Source organism: Nocardia fusca NBRC 14340 (assembly GCF_001618425.1).
In the GTDB taxonomy this organism is placed as follows: Bacteria; Actinomycetota; Actinomycetes; order Mycobacteriales; family Mycobacteriaceae; genus Nocardia; species Nocardia fusca.
The window spans coordinates 1-17,043 of sequence record NZ_BDCU01000001.1 but is presented as its reverse complement, the minus strand read 5'-3'; the positions used below and the strand labels follow the sequence as shown (position 1 = coordinate 17,043).

Sequence of the window (17,043 nt, the reverse complement as noted above, 5' to 3'; positions counted from 1 at the left end):
TCTGTGGCCGTTGCGAAACCTCCCCTCCGCTTGACGCATGCGAACGGGAAGGAGATATTGGCTACTGATCGGACAATGATCGGATACCGCGCCGCGGACTGCACGCACCGCTCCTGGACAGGAGAGAGGGATGCCGCTTTTCTCGCCGGAATCATCGGGCCGTCGCCGCGATACATCGGCCGAGGCGACATGTCGACGGGCGGCTCACCGCGCCCGAGGGCTGTTACGCCGACCGCGGTGTCGCACCGGTCGCTCCGGCCGACGGCGACCCCTCCGAGCCGGCCCGCATCGGGCGCCGGGCGGTGAGGTATCGCGCCGTATCCGGCGGACGATCTTCCGGCGGGCACCTGTAGCGCGATCCGGACCAGCGGTACCAGCGCGTGCGAACTGGACCTCATCGGCGGCTCGGAGGCCCGGGTGGACTTCGTGTACACCCGGCGCGCGCCCGCCGACTGCCCGCGACCGGCAGGTCGGCTCACCCGGGCCGACCTGCCGGTCCACCAACGCCCCGGCGTCCACCAACGCCCCGGCGTCCACCAACGCCCCGGCGCGCGGAGTCGTCTGCTGAATGTGCGGTCCCACCGGATGCGCCGTAGCGCACTGCGAGACTGCTGATGGCCGCCGGATATCCTGTGATCACGGTGTGTACCCGAGTGTTTCGGACCGAGCGAAGCATTGACCGTGCCGATTCCGGGAGCCCGGTGGGCGCCGCGTACCGAAACGGGCGGCTGCTCACCTGCGGAATGTCCGGTTAGCCTGGCCGTGTGCAGGTGAGTTCGTTGGACAGCGATCCGGGCGTCGAGTGGGAGATCGGTCCGCCGTCGGGTGTCGTGCCGGGGCGCCGTGCGGCGATGATCGGGTTCCGTGACCACAGCGCGTCCGGCCTGGATCTGCGGGTCGCCGATATCCCGGCGGTCACCGTGGTGGTCGAATTCGGGGGCAGTGGGCTGACCGTCGAGGGGCCGGGTGGCCGGCGGGAACTCACCGCCTTCGTCGCGGGCTGTGCCAGCGGGATCATGCGGATCAGCGGTGCCCGGCCCGCGTGTGTCGAGGCGCGGTTGTCTCCGGTACAGGCGTATTCGCTGCTGGGTGTCGCGCCCGCCGAGCTGGGCGGCACCGTCGTCGACCTCGCCGATCTGTGGGGACCGCGGGCGGCGCTGTTGCGGGAACGGCTGGCCGCCGCCGCGACCTGGGAACAGCGGTTCGCGCTCACGGAGGACTTCCTGGCCGGCCGCGCTGATCCGGCCCGCGCGGTGGACCCCGAGGTGGCCGTCAGCTGGCATCGCATCGTCTCCGGTCGCGGGCAGGTCAGAATCGGTGAGCTCGCCGAAGCGTGCGGATGGAGTCGTAAGCGGTTGTGGGCGAGATTCGATGCCCAGATCGGGTTGACCCCGAAGCGGGCCGCGATGCTGGTCCGGTTCCGGCACGCGGTCGACGGTCTGGTGGCGGGTGGGTCCGCCGCCGATATCGCCGCGTCCTGCGGTTATACCGATCAGTCCCATCTCGGCCGGGATATGTCGAGTTTCGTCGGTGTCACGCCCGCGACGCTGACGCGCAAGGTGCTGAACCCGTTCTCCCAGCGTCGCCACCAGGCCTGGGGAACATTCGTCCTGGACCGTCCCGAGCCGGCCGTTCGATAGTGGGCCCGCGCCGGCGGGTCTTCCGGTGCGATGCCACGAATACGCCGGAAGGAAGAGCCGATGGCGGCCGAGATCCCGTTGTGGGCGGCGAACGCCACGGGCCTGATCGCGCCGGCCGTACCGTGGCGCGGCGAGCTGCGCCGCCTGCGGCATATCAGCGTCCTCGCGCCGCTCGCGGCCTGCGCCCAGTCGCTCGCCGAGGGTTATCGCTGGCCGATGGTTCCGGCCTACGCCATGTCGTTGACCCTGGCGGTGGTGTGGGCGGTGGTGATCGCCCGCACCTGCCGTCCTTCCCGCTGGCTGCGTGCTGTCGGAACAGGTGGGGCATTGTCTTTTTCGCAGTCTCGGTCGCGGTTCCGGTGTTCGGATTGCCGCAGCCCGGCGGTCCGTACGCGATCGGCACCGTGGAGTGAGGTCCGCGTGGAGCGCCGATGACGCAGCGGCCGGATCGCCGGTGGGCCACCGCCGGACGCCGCCGGACGCCGCCGACGTGGGCGTCGGTACCCTCGGTTGTGCCGTCATCGATTTCCGCGTCGGCTACGGCGAACAGGCGGGGCCGGACCTCGCGGACCATAGAATTCCAGGGTGCGCACGGGTTTCGGGGCGTGCACGGGAATCGGCGCTGCGGCACCGCAGTTCACGGCCTAGAATCGTACCCAGAACTTCTCGTGGTTAAACCAGCCTTCCGGCTGGACCGGGCCCGCGGGCAGGTAGGAGAGCGTCAGTGGACCTCGAAGAAGCGCGCCGCTTCGCGGCGGGGGTGTGGGGTAGAGCGGATCTGACACGTACAGAGCGCTTGGCAGCCGTCAAAGCGGACGCGCACGCCCGTGGTAAGGAGCCGTTCGATCTGGGCCGGCTCGAAGCGCTGTGCGATACGAGCCATGAGGGTCGTATGGACCCGATGTCCTGGCGGCAGCGCCGGTTCGAACTGATCTACTACAGCCATCCCGAGATGATGTGCATCGAGGATCTCGCCGCCTACGTCACGATGACCCAGGGGTGGAGTCCGGCGATCCGCCCGGTCGATTAGGTCCGCCCGCCGCCGGCGCTCATTCACCCGCCACCCGGCCGGAGACCGCCCAGAAGTCGGCATGCATAGCGACCGCCTCGGCGCAGCAGTTCCTCAGGGGTTCCCTCCTCCACGATCCGCCTCTTGTCCAGGAACACGATCCGATCCGCCCGCCGGACCGTGTTCAGCCGATGCGCCACCATCACGACTGTCCGTCCGGCCACGAGCCGCTCGATGCCCTCGTGCACGGCTGCCTCGTTCACCGGATCCAGCGCGGAGGTCACCTCGTCGAGCAGGACGATCGGCGCGTCCTTCAGCAGGGCTCGTGCGATCGACACCCGCTGCCGTTCGCCACCGGAGAGCAGGCCGCCCCCTTCACCCACAGCGGCCGACCGGCCACCGGGCGGCCGTTCGATCACCTCGTCCAACCGGGCCGCCTCGGCAGCCGCCCGGACCTCGGCCGCGGTGGCGTCGGGCCGGCCGAATGGTCAGACGACGCTCGCGTGCCGGACGATGATGTCGCCGTAGGAATTGCGCGCGTACACCCGCACGATGTCCCCGCTGCTCGCGGCCGGACCGACCGGTTGTATCCGGTTCTGCACCGTGCCGTGCAGCGCGCCCGTCTCCAGCCGGGCCGCGCTGCCCGGGCTGATACCCACTTCGAGTTCGCCCATGGATGTCTCCAACCGCAGTTCCCCGCGTACTGCCTCGCCGATGCGGATATCGCCCTGGGCGGTTTTCGCGGTCACCGAATCGGTCGGGCGCTCGACGAAGATATCGCCGGCGGCCACCTCCAGATCGCACCGGCCGAGTTCGCCGGTGCCCACCAACCGGCCCACCGCGGCGGTGCCCTTCCACCGGGAGCCGGTGGGCACCTCGATGGTTACCACGATCGACGGATTGCCGCCGAACGGGGTGTAGGTCCGCCAATCCCGCGGGGTGATCACGCTCAGGGCGCCGGCCGTGAAATCGACCCGGGTCTGTTCGGCGGCGCGGATATCGCCTTTCTTGGACTCGTCGGCCGGCCGGACCGTGACCACGGTGTCGGTGCGGTCGGCGGCGGTGACCGTGACTTCGCCGGAGAGTACTTCGACGGTGATGTCGATCGGTTCCGGCGTCTCGAATGTGGGCATGGCTGTGCTCCTCGGTGCGAAAGAAATGGGGGTTCTGCCGATCTGCGCGATCGGCGAGTGGTCCAGCGGGCCGTTCAGGCCCAGGTGACCGGCAGTTCGTGGACGCCGTAGATGTTCATATCGGTTCGCAGCGGTACTTCCCCGGCGGGCACGGCGAGCCGCAGGGTCGGGAAGCGGCGTAGCAGTCCGGCGAAACCGGCGCGCATCTCCACCCGGGCCAATTGCTGGCCCAGGCACTGGTGCACGCCGTGCCCGAAGGACACGTGGCCGCGTGCCTTGCGGTGGATGTCGAGGGCGTCCGGGTTGTCGAAACGCCGGGGATCGTGGTTGGCGGCCAGCAGCGAGACCACCACGGTGGATCCCGCGGGGATGGTCTCCCCGCCGAGTTCGAGATCCTCGGTGGCGTAGCGATAGAAGATATCGGCGACCGACAGGTAGCGCATGAGCTCTTCGACCGCGTCCGGCATCAGGTCCGGATCCGCGCGCAGCTCGGCCAGCTGCTCCGGGTTCTCCAGCAGCGCGAAGGTGCCCAGCGCCAGCATGTTCGCGGTGGTCTCGTGGCCGGCGAGCAACAGCAGGAAGGAGATGCCGGTCAGTTCCTCGATGGAGAGGTCCTCGTCGCGGGCGAGGTCGGACAGGATGTCCTCGCCGGGCGCGGCGCGTTTGGCCGTGACCAGTTCGGCCAGGTAGCCCATCATCGCGCCGTAGGCACCCATCTTCTCCTCCAGCGGCTGGTCCCGGAGCAGGAACTTGGCGGAGTTGGTCTGGAAGGTCTCACGGTCGGTGTAGGGGACGCCGAGCAGTTCGCAGATCACCAGCGAGGGCACCGGCAGCGCGAAGGCCCGCACCAGATCGACCGGCGGAGTCAGGTTCGCCATCTCGTCGAGTTGCCGCTCGACGACCTCGGCGATGTGCTCTTCGAGTTGTTTCATGCGCCGAACGGTGAAAGCACCGATGAGCTTGCGCCGCAGCCGGGTGTGGTCCGGCGGGTCCATGGCGACGAACAGACCCGGGATCTGCGGGGACGGTTCGGTCTGGGCGGGCATATCGGGAGTCGCGTCCAGTGCGTGCAGGATGCCGATGTCCTGGCGGGAGCTGAAGCGGGTATCGGCCAGGAGCGCGCGGGCCTCGTCGTAGCCGGTGACCAGCCAGCCGGCGTGGCCGTCGGGGAAAAGCAGGGGGCTCACCGGGCGCGCCTCGCGCAGCCGGGTGATCTCGCGCGGCGGGTCGAAGGGGCCGGCATCGCGTTCGGTGGGAAGGCCGTGGGGGACGGAAGCGGTGTCGCTCATCGTATTTCCTGTCGTTTCAGGTCCCGGGGCGGTGCGGGACACGGTGTGATCGGTGGTGTTTCGTGGCGGGGCTGCGGGAGGGACTCCGGTGGTCCGGGACGTCCCGTCTGCCGTCAGTCGCCGCTCCGTCGGTCCGGTTCCGGTGCGGGAGCTCGGCCGCGAAGGGTGATCGCCGCCGCGGGACAGTTGTGGGCGGCCTCGCGGGCGGCAGGATGGTGTACGGCCGGGGGCGCGGGGTCGAGGAGCAGCACGCGGCCGTCCGCCTCGTCCTGGTCGAACACCTCCGGAGCGAGCAGTGCGCACATACCGGCGCCGATGCAGCGTTCCCGGTCGACCACGAGTTCCATGGGTGCTCCCTCCCGCCGGGTGACCGGGCTGTCCGGGCCGGTGGTCGCTCTTGCCGATCTGGTCATGGGAGAACTGTCGCCGGGTCCGCTGACACCGGCCTGATACCGCACTGACACGCCCCCTGACGCGGTGTTCGTGCTGGTAGGAGGCACCGTATTCACTCGCGGAGAGGACGCGCGGCCCGCTGCGGCAGAATGGTCCGGTGCAGATCGCGTTGCTTGGACCGCTCGACATCCGAGCAGACGACGGGGGATCCATCGAGGTACCGGGCGTCCGGCTACGGGCGCTGTTGATCGCCCTGGCACTGGAACCCGGTCGCGCGGTCCCGCGGGCCACGCTGGTCGACTGGATCTGGGGTGAGCAGCCACCCGCCGACGCCGCGAACGCCCTGCAGGCGCTGGTCTCCCGGCTGCGCCGGCTGCTGCCGGACGGATCGCTCGAGGGGCAGGCGGGCGGATACCGGCTCACCGTGCGACCCGGCGCGGTCGATGCGGTGCGTTTCGAACAGCTCCTCGACGCGGCCCGCGGCGGTGACGACGCGCAGCGGACCCGGCTGCTGCGCGAGGCCCTCGAGCTGTGGCGCGGTGCGCCGATGCGGGATATCGAAGTGCGCGACAGCGAGGCCGTGGACGCGGTGATCACCCGGTTCGAGGGGCTGCGCCTGGCCGCCACCGAGGACCTGTACGAATCGGAGATCCGCCTCGGCCGGGCCGCGGAGCAGGTGAGCGAGCTGACCGAGCTGGTGGCCCGGTACCCGGTGCGGGAACGGCTCGTCGCCGCGCTGATGCGGGCGCTCGGCGCCGCGGGCCGAGGTTCGGAGGCACTGGTGGTGTACCAGGACGCGCGGGAAGCGCTCGCCGACACGCTGGGCGTGGACCCCTCCCCGGAACTGTCCGCTCTGCACGTCGCGCTGTTGCGCGGCGAAGTGGGCGCGGAGAATGCCGAGCGCCGGACGAACCTGCGGGCCGAACTCACCGGATATATCGGCAAATACGCCGATATCGCCGCCGTGCGCGACCTCATCGCGAACCATCGGCTCACCACCCTGACCGGGCCCGGAGGATCAGGGAAGACCAGGCTGGCGCTGGAAACCGCGCAGACCCTGCTCGACGACCTACCCGACGGCGCCTGGCTGGTCGAACTGGCGTCCGTCGACGGATGCGGGGATGTGGCGCAATCGGCGATCGCCGCGCTCGGCCTGCGCGACGCGCTGCTCGGCGGAGCGCCGAACGCCGAACCGATCGAGCGGTTCGTCGCGGCGATCCGCGACCGCGAAACACTGGTGATCCTGGACAACTGCGAGCACGTCATCGACGCGGTGGCGGTGTTCGCCCACCGGGTCCTCGGGGAGTGCCGGCGGCTGCGGATCCTGGCCACCAGCCGGGAACCGCTCGGCATCACCGGTGAGGCGCTGTGGCAGGTCGAGCCGCTGGCGCTACCCGCCGAGCACGCTGGCCCCGGCGAGATCGAAGCGTCCCCGGCGGTGCAACTGCTGCGGGACCGCGCCGGAGCGGTGCGCAAGGACCTCGCCTCCGACGCCCGCGCGCTGGCGACCATGGGCCGCGTCTGCCGTGCGCTCGATGGCATACCGCTGGCGATCGAACTGGCCGCGGCCAGGCTGCGCACCATGTCCCTCGAACAGCTCGCCGACCGCCTCGACGACCGGTTCCGCCTGCTCACCGGCGGCAGCCGCACCGCGATCCCGCAGCACCGGACGTTGCGCGCGGTGGTCGACTGGAGCTGGGAGTTGCTGACCGACGCGGAACGGACGGTGTTGCGCCGGCTCGCGGTATTCGCCGGCGGCGCGAGTCTGGCGGCGGCGGAACAGGTGTGCGCGGACACCGGGGACGGCCGGAACGCGGGGGTCGAGCAGTGGGAGGTGCTCGAACTACTGACCGCGCTGACCGAGAAATCGATGCTGCGCACCGCGGGTGAGAACGAACCGCGCTATCGGATGCTCGATACGATCCGGCAGTACGCCCGCGACCGGCTGGAGGAGTCGGGGGAGGCGGACGCGGCGCGCCGCGCGCATCTCGCGTATTTCACCGGGCTCGCCGCCACCGCGGAACCGCATCTGCGCCGCGCCGGACAACTGGAGTGGCTGGCCGTGCTGGGGGCCGAGCACGACAACATCGCCGTTGCGATGCGCGGCGCGCTCGCGGCCGGTGATACCGCGGGGGCGCTGCGGCTCGCCGCGGCCGCCGGGTGGTACTGGTGGCTCGGTGGGTACAAGGCCGAGGGCCTGGAATTCGTCTCCGCGGTCGCGGACGCGCCGGCCGAGGTGGACGACGGGACCCGGGCCCTGATGTACGCGCTGGTCGTGCATTTCCTGAGTTCCGGGCGCAATGACGCGAGTCAGCTGGCCGAATGGATCCGTAAGGCGTACGAGGTGAGCCGGAGTGTCGGTGCCGGTCATCCTGCCCTGGCGTTCATTCCCGCGCTGGAACGGATGCTGCACGGCCCGGAGGGACTGTCCACCGCCTTCGAACCCCTGCTCACCGACGACGATCCCTGGGTGCGCGCCCTGGCCCGGCTACAGATGGGCAAGATGCGGATCGTGCTCGGGCAGGACGGGCCGGACGTGGACGCATACCTCGCGGGGGCGCTGACCGAGTTCCGCGCCCTGGGCGAGCGATGGGGGATGTCGTTCGCGCTGACCGAACGGGCCAATCGCTTCGCCACCCGCGGCGAGTTCACCGCCGCCTGCGAGCTCTTCGACCAGGCCGTCGCGGTGGTGACCGAGATCGGCGCGACCGAGGATATCGTCGGCCTGCTGTCGCGGCAGGCCCAATTGTACTGGCTCGCGGGTGATACCGAGGCGAGCGCGGCCGCGATGGCCGAGGCCCAGCGGTGCGCGGATCGGGTCGCCTGGCCGGTGGCATTGGCCGAATTGGCCCTGGCGAAGGCGGAGCTGGCCCGGTGGGGCGGCGATACCGAGCATGCCTTCGAACAGATCCGCGTCGCCACAACGATATTGGGCAGCGAAGCGGAGACGCCGCAACTCGCCGCCTCGATCCACACCCTGCTCGGCTACCTCACCACCGACCTCGACGAGGCGCGGGCGCATCACGCCACGGCCTTCCGGGCGGCCACCGAGGCGGGGCACGCGGTCCTGGTCGCCCAGGTGATCGTCGGCATCGCGGACCTGGCGCTGCGCTCCGACCGCGATGTCGAGGCCGCGCGGCTGCTCGCGGTGAGCACCGTGGTCCACGGCGTGCCCGATTGTTCGCAGCCGGATACGGCGCGGGTCGAGCGGACGATACGAGATCGCCTCGGCGAAGCGGACTTCACCGAGGCGATGCGCGAGGGCACGGAAGCGGACTGGCAGGAACTGGCCGCCGTCACGCTCGCTTGTTGAACGTGGCCCGGGACCACACGTATCCGAGGACAGCGAACCCGGCGCACCAGGCGAGCGCCGCGGCCGTGTAGCCGCCGGACGGGTTACCGGCCAGGAATCCACGCAAGGATTCGATGATCGGCGTGAACGGCTGATACTGCGCGAACTGCCGGACCCCCTGCCCCATCTTCTCGGCCGGCACGATCGCGGTGCTCACGAAGGGCAGCATGATCAGCGGCACCACACCCATCCCGGCGGACTCCGGGGTCTTCGCCGCCATACCCAGCGCCACCGTGAGCCAGGCCGCGGCGAACGAGGTCGCCGCCAGGATGCCGAGGGCGCCCAGCCAGTCGAGTCCGGTGGCCGGCGGCCGGAATCCCAAGGCGAACGCCACCGCGAGGATCGCCACGACGGCCACCGCATTGGTCAGGATGGTGGCCACGACATGGCCGGTCAGTACGGCGCTGCGGGATACATCCATGACCTTGAACCGGTTGATGATGCCCTTCGACATATCCGAGCTCACCGCCACCGCGGTGCCCGACAACCCGTAACTGATGGCCAGCAGCAGCATGCCCGGTGTCGCGTAGTCGATGTAGTCGCCGCCGACGTCGAAGGCGCTGCCGAATACGTACACGAAGATCAACATCATCACGACCGGCATGAAGGCCGCGTTGAAGATGGTGACCGGGTTCCGGGTGGAATGTTTGAAATTCCGGCGCAGCATGATCGACGAATCGGTCAGCGGTGCGGTAATCGTGCTCATTGTGCGGTGACCTCCGTGGTCGCGTGGCCGGTGAGGGAAAGGAATACATCGTCGAGATCGGGAGTGTGGACCGAGACCTCGGCGGCCTCGAGCGCGGACTCGTCGAGCCGGTCCAGCACCTGCCGCAGTGATTTCGAGCCGCCGTCACCCGGCACCCGTAGCGTCAGCGCTTCGTCGTCCCGGGTGGAGCCCGGCAGTACCCGCGCCGCCGCGTCCAGCTCGCTCACCCGGGTGAACCGCAGCCGGATATAACTGCCGGGAACCTGCCGTTTGAGTTCGCCGGGTGTGCCCTCCGCGACGATCCGCCCCTGGTCGAGCACGGCGATGCGGTCGGCCAGCTGATCGGCTTCCTCCAGATACTGGGTGGTGAGCAAGATCGTGACGCCCTGATCCGTCAGACCTCGCACGATCTCCCACATGGTCCGCCGGCTGCGCGGATCCAGTCCCGTGGTCGGCTCGTCCAGGAAAACGATCTCCGGCCTGGTGACCAGCGTCATCGCCAGATCCAGCTTCCGCCGCATACCCCCGGAATAGGTCGCTGCCCGTTTCCGCGCCGACTCGGTCAGATCGAACCGCTCCAGCAGTTCGGTCACCACCCGCTTCCGCTCCGCGCCGCGGAGCCGATGGATATCCGCCATCAGCTCCAGGTTCTCCTCCCCGGTCAGCAGATCGTCCACCGCCGCGAACTGCCCGGTGACCCCGATCGCCGCCCGCACCGCCTTCGTCTCGGTCGCGATATCGTGCCCGGCGACCCGGGCGGTGCCACCGTCGGCCTTCAACAGCGTGGTCAGCACGTTCACCGTGGTCGTCTTGCCGGCGCCGTTGGGGCCGAGCAGGGAGAAGATCGTGCCGGCACCGATGTTCAGATCGATGCCGTCGAGGACGGTCTTGTCCCCGTACGCCTTCCGCAGCCCCGAGGCCGCGATTGCTGAATTGCTCATGGAAGTACTGTCGGCGGGGCGGCTGATACGGACCTGACGCGAAGCTGACACGGGCCCTGACACGGTGTGCCAGAACCGGGCCGCCACCACGGCAACACTGCTCGCGGCCACCTGAGCGAACCCGATACGCAACCGGCACGGAAGCGCCCGCGGGACTACTCGATACTCGACGCGCGGCCGCGAGCACGCGGCCGACGCCTACCGGCAGGGCGCAGCGGAGATCCGGGCCCCGGCGGCGGCCGAGGACCGACGTGGCGGGTCGTGCGGACCGACGGGCGTGGCCCGATTCAGCGCGCGGCGGCTATCGACGCGGCAAGGCCGTTCGGGCTCATGAGAGCGGCCGCGTCGGTGATCTGCTCGCCGTTCACGGTCACGGACGGGGTGGAGTTCACGCCGCTGTTCAGCACCTCGTCGGTCTTCGTGCGCAGATAGGTGTCGTACTTTCGGTCGGTGATGCACTGGGCCACCGCGGGATCGGTGTAGCCTGCGGACTCCGCGATATCGATCAACGCGCTGTCGGGCAGGCCGTCACCGCCCTCTTCGGGCTGTTGAGTGAACATTTCGGAAAGCCAGGCCTGGTACTCGTCCACGCCCGAATTCGCGACACAGAACGCCGCATTGCCTGCGCGGGAAGAGTATTCGGTCGTGCTGGCACGGTCGAGGAAGGTGATGACGCTGTATTCGACTGCCGCGTCACCGTCGCGTACGGCATCCTCGAGTACCTTGCCGTTGGCCTCCTCGAAGGCTTTGCAGGCGGGGCATTGCAGGTCCATGACGACGCGGACCGTCACCTTCGCGTCGGGCTCGCCGACCCGGACCGCGCCGTTGGCCAGCACATTCGCGGGAGCCGAGCCGCCGGCTGCCGTCGCGGTGCCGGGAATCTCCGCCGCCGCCGCACTCCGGACCAGCAGTCCGATACCGATCGCGGCGGCGGCCACCAGCAACACCACGAAGGGAGCGAGTACGACGAGGAGCCGACGGTTCGATCCCTGATTCTGCGGGGGCGGCCACCCGCCGGGGTAGGTGCTCAATTCGTGCGCTCCCGATCGCCGGACATTGCGCCGTCAGCCTAGTCGGCGCCGCCGGGGACAGGTGAGATGCTTCGGTGGAGCGGCTCGTTTCCGGAGCGGAACCGGGCGAACCTGTCGGCCACCGAGGACGGAGGTACGGATGACGAAACGGATACTGGTCACCGGCGGCACCGGCCGGCTCGGGCGCGTGCTCGTGCCCCAGCTGCTCGCCGCGGGCCATGATGTGCGGGTTCTGACCCGTTCCGAACGCGCACCGGAGGCCCATCGGTGGGCGGTCGGGGACCTGAGCACCGGAGCCGGGCTGGGCGAGGCGCTCGCCGGTATCGAGGTGATCGTCCATCTGGCCACGACCAACGGCCGCGGCGATATCACCGCGACCCGTGCGCTGGTCGACGCCGCACAGGCTTCGGGCCGCCCGCATCTGGTGTATCTGTCGATCGTCGGTATCGACAACCACGCACTCGGCTATTACCGCGCGAAAGTGGAGTGCGAAACCCTGATCGAGCGGTCCGAGCTGCCGTGGACCATTCTGCGGGCCACCCAGTTCCACGACCTGATCGCCGAGATATGTGACGCCCAGCGGCTGCTGCCGTTCCTCGCGATGCCGTCGAAAGTGAGTTTCCAGCCGGTCGATGTCACCGAGGTGGCCGGTCGCCTCGTCGCGCTCGCGGCGGGTCCCGTGAGCCGCCGGGTACCAGACCTGGGCGGTCCGCAGATACGCGCCGCCACCGACCTGGCCCGTGCCTACCTGCGAGCCGTCGGACGTCGCCGCCCGGTGTTGGCGGTTCCGTTGCCGGGCAAGGCTATGCGCGACTACCGCGCCGGGCTCCAGCTCGCTCCGGACCACAAGGACGGACGGATCACCTTCGAAGAGTTCCTCGCCGCGCGTGGTGAACGGAATCGGAGCCGCTGATATCCGGGTGAGGTCCTCGCGGTCGTCCTGCCGGTGGGACTGCTCCTGTTCGCCCCGCGGACGGGGCGCCGAAGTCCCGAGTCCGATCCGGCTCAGTGCGTCGCGTTCGGTAACGGTCGTGTCGGTTTCGTCCAAGACAACGGCGGCCGCTGTTCCTACGCTGACTCCAGGCCGAATCCGAGGCCCGTATCCAGGAGGAACTCATGACACGCGAACTCGTCTACACAGGCTTCATGTCGCTGGACGGCGTCGTGGACTCGCCCGGCGGCACGGTCGAGGGACACCGCAGCGGTGGCTGGGTGATGGACACCGAGTTCGTGCCGGAGGCCTTCGCCCTCAAAGGCGAGGAACTCGCCGATACGACAGCGCTGATGTTCGGCCGCCGCAGCTACGAGGCATTCGCGCCGACCTGGCGCGATTCCGATGATCATGCCGCATACAAGGACCTGCCGAAGTACGTCGTCTCGTCCGGCCTGCGCGAGGACGCGCTGATCGACGGGTGGGGCCCGATCACGATCCTGCGCACGACGGATGACGTCGCGAAGCTGAAGCAGACCGACGGCGGCGCGATCTACATCCACGGCAGCGCCGAACTGGCCCGCAGCCTCTCGGACGCCGACCTCATCGACCGGTACAACCTGCTCGTGTTCCCGGTGCTGCTGGGCGCGGGCAAGAGCCTGTTCAGCCGCGCCGACCGCGATAAGCAAACCCTCCGGGTGCGGGACTCGGCCACCTATTCCAACGGCGTGACCAAACTCGTCTACGACGTCGTGCACTGACCGGGGTCGAGCGCGATCGCGCCGCCGTCTCCCGTACGCAGCTGCTGCGCCGTCCGCCCGACGTACCGGCGCAGTGCCCGAGCGAGATGGGGCTCGTCGTAGTACCCGAGCTTGTCGACGACATCGCCGGGCGTCTCACCCGAGGTCAGTAGCAGCGCGGCGGTACGGGCACGCCCGATCTGCCGGACGGCCCCCTGGGTGAGCCCGGTCGCCGCCCGGAAGCGCCGCTCGAGTGTCCGCTCGGTCACCTCCGGCGGCGACCCGCGCAGCGTCGCCGATACCAGTGGATCGCGGACCACGACTCCTTCGCGGACGAGCCGCTCGACCAGTGCCTCGGCGTCGTCGGGCCGCGGTGTCTCCCGCCGGGCGCCATCGAGCCAGAAGGTCCGGCCGGTCACATCGGGCAATGCGATACCGCCGTCCACCAGCGTCGATGTCGCCGTCGCGCGTAGCGACGTCCCGACCGCGAACTGAATACCGACGAACCCCGCACCTTCGGGCACCGGCGCGGTACCGGTGCGGCTCTCCGGACCGGTGATCGCCGCATACGGTCGCCCCTGCTGTTCCCAGAACACCAGCCCCCAGGTCTCGGACGCGACCGAGGTCATCTCCGACACGTGCTCGCTGCGGCAGGTCCACACGGACTCGACCCACGGCGAATCCGACGCCCGCGTCCCGAACAGCAGTCCCACGGTCGGATAGTAGGCCGATCCGCGCGCTCAGAGCACGGTGACCGTGACCTCGGGCATCGCTTGTAACGCTCCCTTGGCCAGTCGCGCGTCGAAGGTGACCAGGGGTGCGTCGTGCAGGGCGGCAACTGCGAGGTAGGCGGCGTCATAGCTGGAGACGTTGTGGCGCAGTTTCCACACAGTGTGCAGTAGTAGCGAGTCTGTTTCGACGTACGTGATCTGCATATCAGTGAGCGCCCGGAAAGCGGCGTCGGCATCTGCGCCGGCCAATTGATCCGTCAAGGCCGCTTTGTGCAGGGTGCGCACGACTTCCAACGGCATATGGGCGGGTGCGGCCCACTCGTCGTCCGCGAAAAGCGCTGTGCGGGCCGCCTCGCCGCGGTCGGACGGCCCGGCGAGCGCCATCACCATGACATTGGCGTCTACGACGATCACTCGTCGCCCTCGCGGCCGGTACGGATTTCCGCGATCACCGCATCGGTGTCCATGGTCAGGGAACGTCGACCCACCAAGCTCTCGATCAGCTGCCGGTTGCGTTCGGCGCGGAATTCCCTTTCCAGAAGGGCCCGGAGATAGGTTTGGGTGGACTGTCCCCGGGCGGCCGCCCGGCGCGCTATGGCGTCACGAACTTCCTCCGGGACGTCCTTGATCTGGATTGCCACACTCATGTAGCCAGGGTACATGCGCATGTCATGTGCATGTAAGACGTTACGGCAGCCACCGAAGTCCGGGCCGACGGTGGCCGCTCGGGCATTGCCACCCTTGTCGCCGCCGGAGGACACTGAAGGAATGGCGGACAAGGAACAACGCACACCTTTCTACGGGATAGTGCTGATCCTCGCTGCGCTCGGTGCGTCGTTGGCGGTCAGTTACTACGGACCGATGTGGTTCCGCGTCACGGTCTATATCCTCACGGTGCTGGTCGTCCTCGTCGGGGGCGTCATGACCTTCCGGGACTACCCGTACTGATGTAGCAAATGCGCGAGCACGTCTCCTCGATTTGTCGGGGGTGGCGCACAAATACTTGTCGATGCACCTTGCCGGAGCGTGGAAGACCGAGCGAGCCGCCGATGCCTCGGGCTGGATCGTTTCGAACCGGCGACAAAACTTCCGAGAGACCGACCGCCGGCCGCAGCCCGACCGCCGGCCACCGGTGCCCGCGCGGATAGTGATGCGTCTCTGAACAGGGCTCCTCCCCGAAGGGGATTTCCGCCGCCATTTCGATGCGAGATCGGCCGCCCTCAGGTATTTCGCTCGAGCGCTTTCGCGGTGCGGGAATCAGCGGGCAGAAACGTTTCCAGCCGCAGCTCGGAAATCGTGACGTGCACGGCAGTGGCGAAAGTGGTGATCGCGGTGATCAGGCTCAGCTCCCCGAGGCTGGATCGGAGCCGTAGCGGGACGGCGAAACCGAAATGATCCGTACTGACGGGAAGCGGGTGCGGTAGATAACCCTCCAGTTCGGCCAGCATCGCCATGTGCTGCTCGTGCGGGGCGCGGGCGTTGTCCTGCCTCGGCCGTTCGAGCACATGTTGCGCCCAGTCGTCGAAGTTCAGGATCCGCGGCGCCATACCGCGCGGATGCAACGCCAGGCGTAGCACATTCACTGGTGGTTCCAGCAGTTCCGGCGCGACGCCCTCGGTCAGTACGCCGAGCCCGTCGTTGGCGGCCACCAGCTCGCCGAACCGGTCCACCACGATCGCCGGGTACGGACTGTGCCCGTCGAGCAGCCGCCGCAAACTGTCCATCACCGGTCGCAGCGCCGGATCGTCCAGGTCGGTTTCGGGGTAGCTCGGTGCGTAGCCCGCCGTCAGCAGCAGTGCGTTTCGTTCCCGCAGCGGCAGTTGCAGTGATTCCGCGACCCGCACCACCATGCCCCGCCCCGGCAGGGAACGGCCGCTTTCCATGAAGCTCACATGCCGTTGCGTGGTGCCGGCCCGCAGCGCCAGTTCGAGCTGGGACAGCCGCCGCCGCTGCCGCCATTCCTTCAGCGCCACGCCGAAACCGTTCATGGAGGAAGCGAAGCATATTCCCTCCAGGGAATTGAGTGCATACCCTCGTTCGGCGACGGTTGATCACATGAAATACGGACTTCTCCTACCGGCAGGCCAGGCCCAGCTAGACGCGGGTGGCTCGGCGCGGTCGCTGGTCGAGATCGCTGTGGAAGCCGAGCGGCTCGGCTTCGACTCCGTCTGGGCCGGCGATTCTCTCGTCCGCGCCAGGATCGAACCGCTCACCCTGCTGGCCGCCGTCGCGCAAGCGACCGAACGCGTCACGCTCGGCACGGCGGTGCTGATGCCCGCCTACCGGCATCCGGTGCACGCTGCGGTGACGCTCAGCTCGCTCGATCTGCTGTCGGAAGGTCGCCTCGTGGTCGGCGTCGGGGCCGGGTTTCCCGGCTTCAGTGAAAAGGAACTAGAGCTCGTCGGGGTGGATTTCCGTACGCGCTTCTCCCGGCTCGACGATACGGTCGCGCTGTGGCGGGAGCTGTGGACCGGCAATCCGCAGTCGTTCCACGGCAAGGTACTGCACTACGACTGGTTGCCCGAGGTACCCGAGCCCGCACGTCCGGGAGGCCCGCCGATCTGGCTCGGTGGGATCACCCCGGCCGCGCTGGGCCGCACCGCGCGACTGTACGACGGTTGGCTGCCCTACCCGCCCGACCCGGCGGACTACGCGACCGCGCTGGGCACGATCCGTGACACCGCGGCGCGGCCGGTCACTCCGGCCCTGTTCGCGACCCTGTTCGTGGACGACGACGCGCAGCGGGGCGCGAAGGCGCTGGACGACTACTGCCGGGCCACCTATCGCATGCCGTTGGAGTCCGTCGCGCAGATCCAGACGATGATGACCGGCCCGGATATCGCCGACCGGCTCGGACGGTTCGTCGAGGCCGGTGCGCGGCACATTCTGCTACGGCTCGGTGTGGTCGACTCCGCTACGTTCACCGAACAGCTGGCCAGAGTCGGTGAAATTCTTTCCGCGCTCCCAGGCAGGGCGGTCCTCGAGGCCGCTGAGTGCTGAACACCAGCAGGATTCGAACTTGCGACACCCGCGGGAACCGCCTCCGAGAGCAACTTATGCATGCGATACGCGCTATGTGGAGCGGAACCAGGTGATCGTCAGCCCGAGTAGTCCGACGACCAGCAGCACGAGAACGAGATCGGCCCC

General features: G+C 68.9%; 18 protein-coding genes and 1 pseudogene. 8 read left to right on the top strand and 11 right to left on the bottom strand.

Annotated elements, in window-relative coordinates:
- The first annotated feature begins 764 nt into the window (after positions 1-764).
- From NF4_RS00095 to NF4_RS00085, 3 genes are all read left to right on the top strand, one after another.
- Complete coding sequence (locus NF4_RS00095; RefSeq protein WP_232330240.1) at positions 765-1,640, top strand: helix-turn-helix domain-containing protein; 876 nt, start codon at positions 765-767, stop codon at positions 1,638-1,640.
- Positions 1,641-1,700: 60 nt separating this feature from the next.
- Positions 1,701-2,075, top strand: coding sequence for a hypothetical protein (locus NF4_RS00090; RefSeq protein WP_063125261.1), 375 nt, complete (start codon positions 1,701-1,703; stop codon positions 2,073-2,075).
- A 289-nt stretch (positions 2,076-2,364) separates the two neighbouring features.
- Positions 2,365-2,670, top strand: coding sequence for a hypothetical protein (locus NF4_RS00085; protein WP_063125260.1), 306 nt, complete (start codon positions 2,365-2,367; stop codon positions 2,668-2,670).
- A 19-nt stretch (positions 2,671-2,689) separates the two neighbouring features.
- Here the strand turns inward: NF4_RS00085 and NF4_RS00080 are convergent.
- The 4 genes and pseudogenes from NF4_RS00080 to NF4_RS00065 all read right to left on the bottom strand — a co-directional run.
- A pseudogene (locus NF4_RS00080) lies at positions 2,690-3,131 on the bottom strand (ATP-binding cassette domain-containing protein); the annotation flags it as partial.
- Positions 3,132-3,137: 6 nt separating this feature from the next.
- On the bottom strand, positions 3,138-3,782 hold the full coding sequence (locus NF4_RS00075) for a DUF4097 family beta strand repeat-containing protein (RefSeq protein ID WP_063125258.1): 645 nt from the start codon (positions 3,780-3,782) through the stop codon (positions 3,138-3,140).
- 74 nt (positions 3,783-3,856) lie between these two features.
- The gene (locus NF4_RS00070; RefSeq protein WP_063125257.1) at positions 3,857-5,071 is read right to left on the bottom strand and encodes a cytochrome P450; all 1,215 of its coding nucleotides are present in this window, start codon (positions 5,069-5,071) and stop codon (positions 3,857-3,859) included.
- 113 nt (positions 5,072-5,184) lie between these two features.
- On the bottom strand, positions 5,185-5,418 hold the full coding sequence (locus NF4_RS00065; protein ID WP_063125256.1) for a ferredoxin: 234 nt from the start codon (positions 5,416-5,418) through the stop codon (positions 5,185-5,187).
- Positions 5,419-5,621: 203 nt separating this feature from the next.
- On the opposite strand from NF4_RS00065, the gene NF4_RS00060 reads away from it, so the two are divergent.
- On the top strand, positions 5,622-8,777 hold the full coding sequence (locus tag NF4_RS00060) for an AfsR/SARP family transcriptional regulator (protein WP_063125255.1): 3,156 nt from the start codon (positions 5,622-5,624) through the stop codon (positions 8,775-8,777).
- Here NF4_RS00060 and NF4_RS00055 read toward each other — a convergent pair.
- The 3 genes from NF4_RS00055 to NF4_RS00045 all read right to left on the bottom strand — a co-directional run bounded on the left by NF4_RS00055 (position 8,761) and on the right by NF4_RS00045 (position 11,494).
- Positions 8,761-9,522, bottom strand: coding sequence for an ABC transporter permease (locus tag NF4_RS00055; protein ID WP_063125254.1), 762 nt, complete (start codon positions 9,520-9,522; stop codon positions 8,761-8,763). The genes NF4_RS00060 and NF4_RS00055 overlap by 17 nt on opposite strands.
- A complete protein-coding gene (locus NF4_RS00050) occupies positions 9,519-10,463 on the bottom strand; it encodes an ATP-binding cassette domain-containing protein (RefSeq protein WP_063125253.1) in 945 nt (314 codons plus the stop codon). The genes NF4_RS00055 and NF4_RS00050 overlap by 4 nt, the downstream gene beginning before the upstream one ends.
- A gap of 287 nt (positions 10,464-10,750) precedes the next feature.
- Positions 10,751-11,494 carry a DsbA family protein gene (locus tag NF4_RS00045; protein ID WP_063125252.1) on the bottom strand — a complete coding sequence of 248 codons (744 nt, stop codon included), beginning with the start codon at positions 11,492-11,494 and terminating at the stop codon, positions 10,751-10,753.
- Between the two features lie 139 nt (positions 11,495-11,633).
- Between NF4_RS00045 and NF4_RS00040 the strand changes: the two genes are divergently transcribed.
- Positions 11,634-12,407, top strand: coding sequence for an SDR family oxidoreductase (locus NF4_RS00040; protein ID WP_063125251.1), 774 nt, complete (start codon positions 11,634-11,636; stop codon positions 12,405-12,407).
- A gap of 203 nt (positions 12,408-12,610) precedes the next feature.
- On the top strand, positions 12,611-13,186 hold the full coding sequence (locus NF4_RS00035; protein ID WP_063125250.1) for a dihydrofolate reductase family protein: 576 nt from the start codon (positions 12,611-12,613) through the stop codon (positions 13,184-13,186).
- Here NF4_RS00035 and NF4_RS00030 read toward each other — a convergent pair.
- From NF4_RS00030 to NF4_RS00020, 3 genes are read right to left on the bottom strand one after another with little or no spacing between them, the layout of a single operon-like run.
- Positions 13,168-13,878, bottom strand: coding sequence for a helix-turn-helix domain-containing protein (locus tag NF4_RS00030; protein ID WP_063125249.1), 711 nt, complete (start codon positions 13,876-13,878; stop codon positions 13,168-13,170). The genes NF4_RS00035 and NF4_RS00030 overlap by 19 nt on opposite strands.
- Before the next feature lie 27 nt (positions 13,879-13,905).
- Complete coding sequence (locus NF4_RS00025) at positions 13,906-14,310, bottom strand: type II toxin-antitoxin system VapC family toxin (RefSeq protein ID WP_063125248.1); 405 nt, start codon at positions 14,308-14,310, stop codon at positions 13,906-13,908.
- Complete coding sequence (locus tag NF4_RS00020) at positions 14,307-14,543, bottom strand: FitA-like ribbon-helix-helix domain-containing protein (RefSeq protein WP_063125274.1); 237 nt, start codon at positions 14,541-14,543, stop codon at positions 14,307-14,309. The genes NF4_RS00025 and NF4_RS00020 overlap by 4 nt, the downstream gene beginning before the upstream one ends.
- A gap of 121 nt (positions 14,544-14,664) precedes the next feature.
- Here NF4_RS00020 and NF4_RS00015 point away from each other — a divergent pair, with 121 nt between their 5' ends.
- A complete protein-coding gene (locus NF4_RS00015; protein WP_063125247.1) occupies positions 14,665-14,844 on the top strand; it encodes a hypothetical protein in 180 nt (59 codons plus the stop codon).
- Positions 14,845-15,116: 272 nt separating this feature from the next.
- On the opposite strand, the gene NF4_RS00010 is transcribed toward NF4_RS00015, so the two are convergent.
- Positions 15,117-15,884 carry a helix-turn-helix domain-containing protein gene (locus tag NF4_RS00010; protein ID WP_063125246.1) on the bottom strand — a complete coding sequence of 256 codons (768 nt, stop codon included), beginning with the start codon at positions 15,882-15,884 and terminating at the stop codon, positions 15,117-15,119.
- A 67-nt stretch (positions 15,885-15,951) separates the two neighbouring features.
- Between NF4_RS00010 and NF4_RS00005 the strand changes: the two genes are divergently transcribed.
- Positions 15,952-16,896: an LLM class flavin-dependent oxidoreductase gene (locus NF4_RS00005; RefSeq protein ID WP_063125245.1), complete on the top strand. Its 945-nt coding sequence runs from the start codon at positions 15,952-15,954 to the stop codon at positions 16,894-16,896.
- The last annotated feature ends 147 nt before the right edge of the window (positions 16,897-17,043 follow it).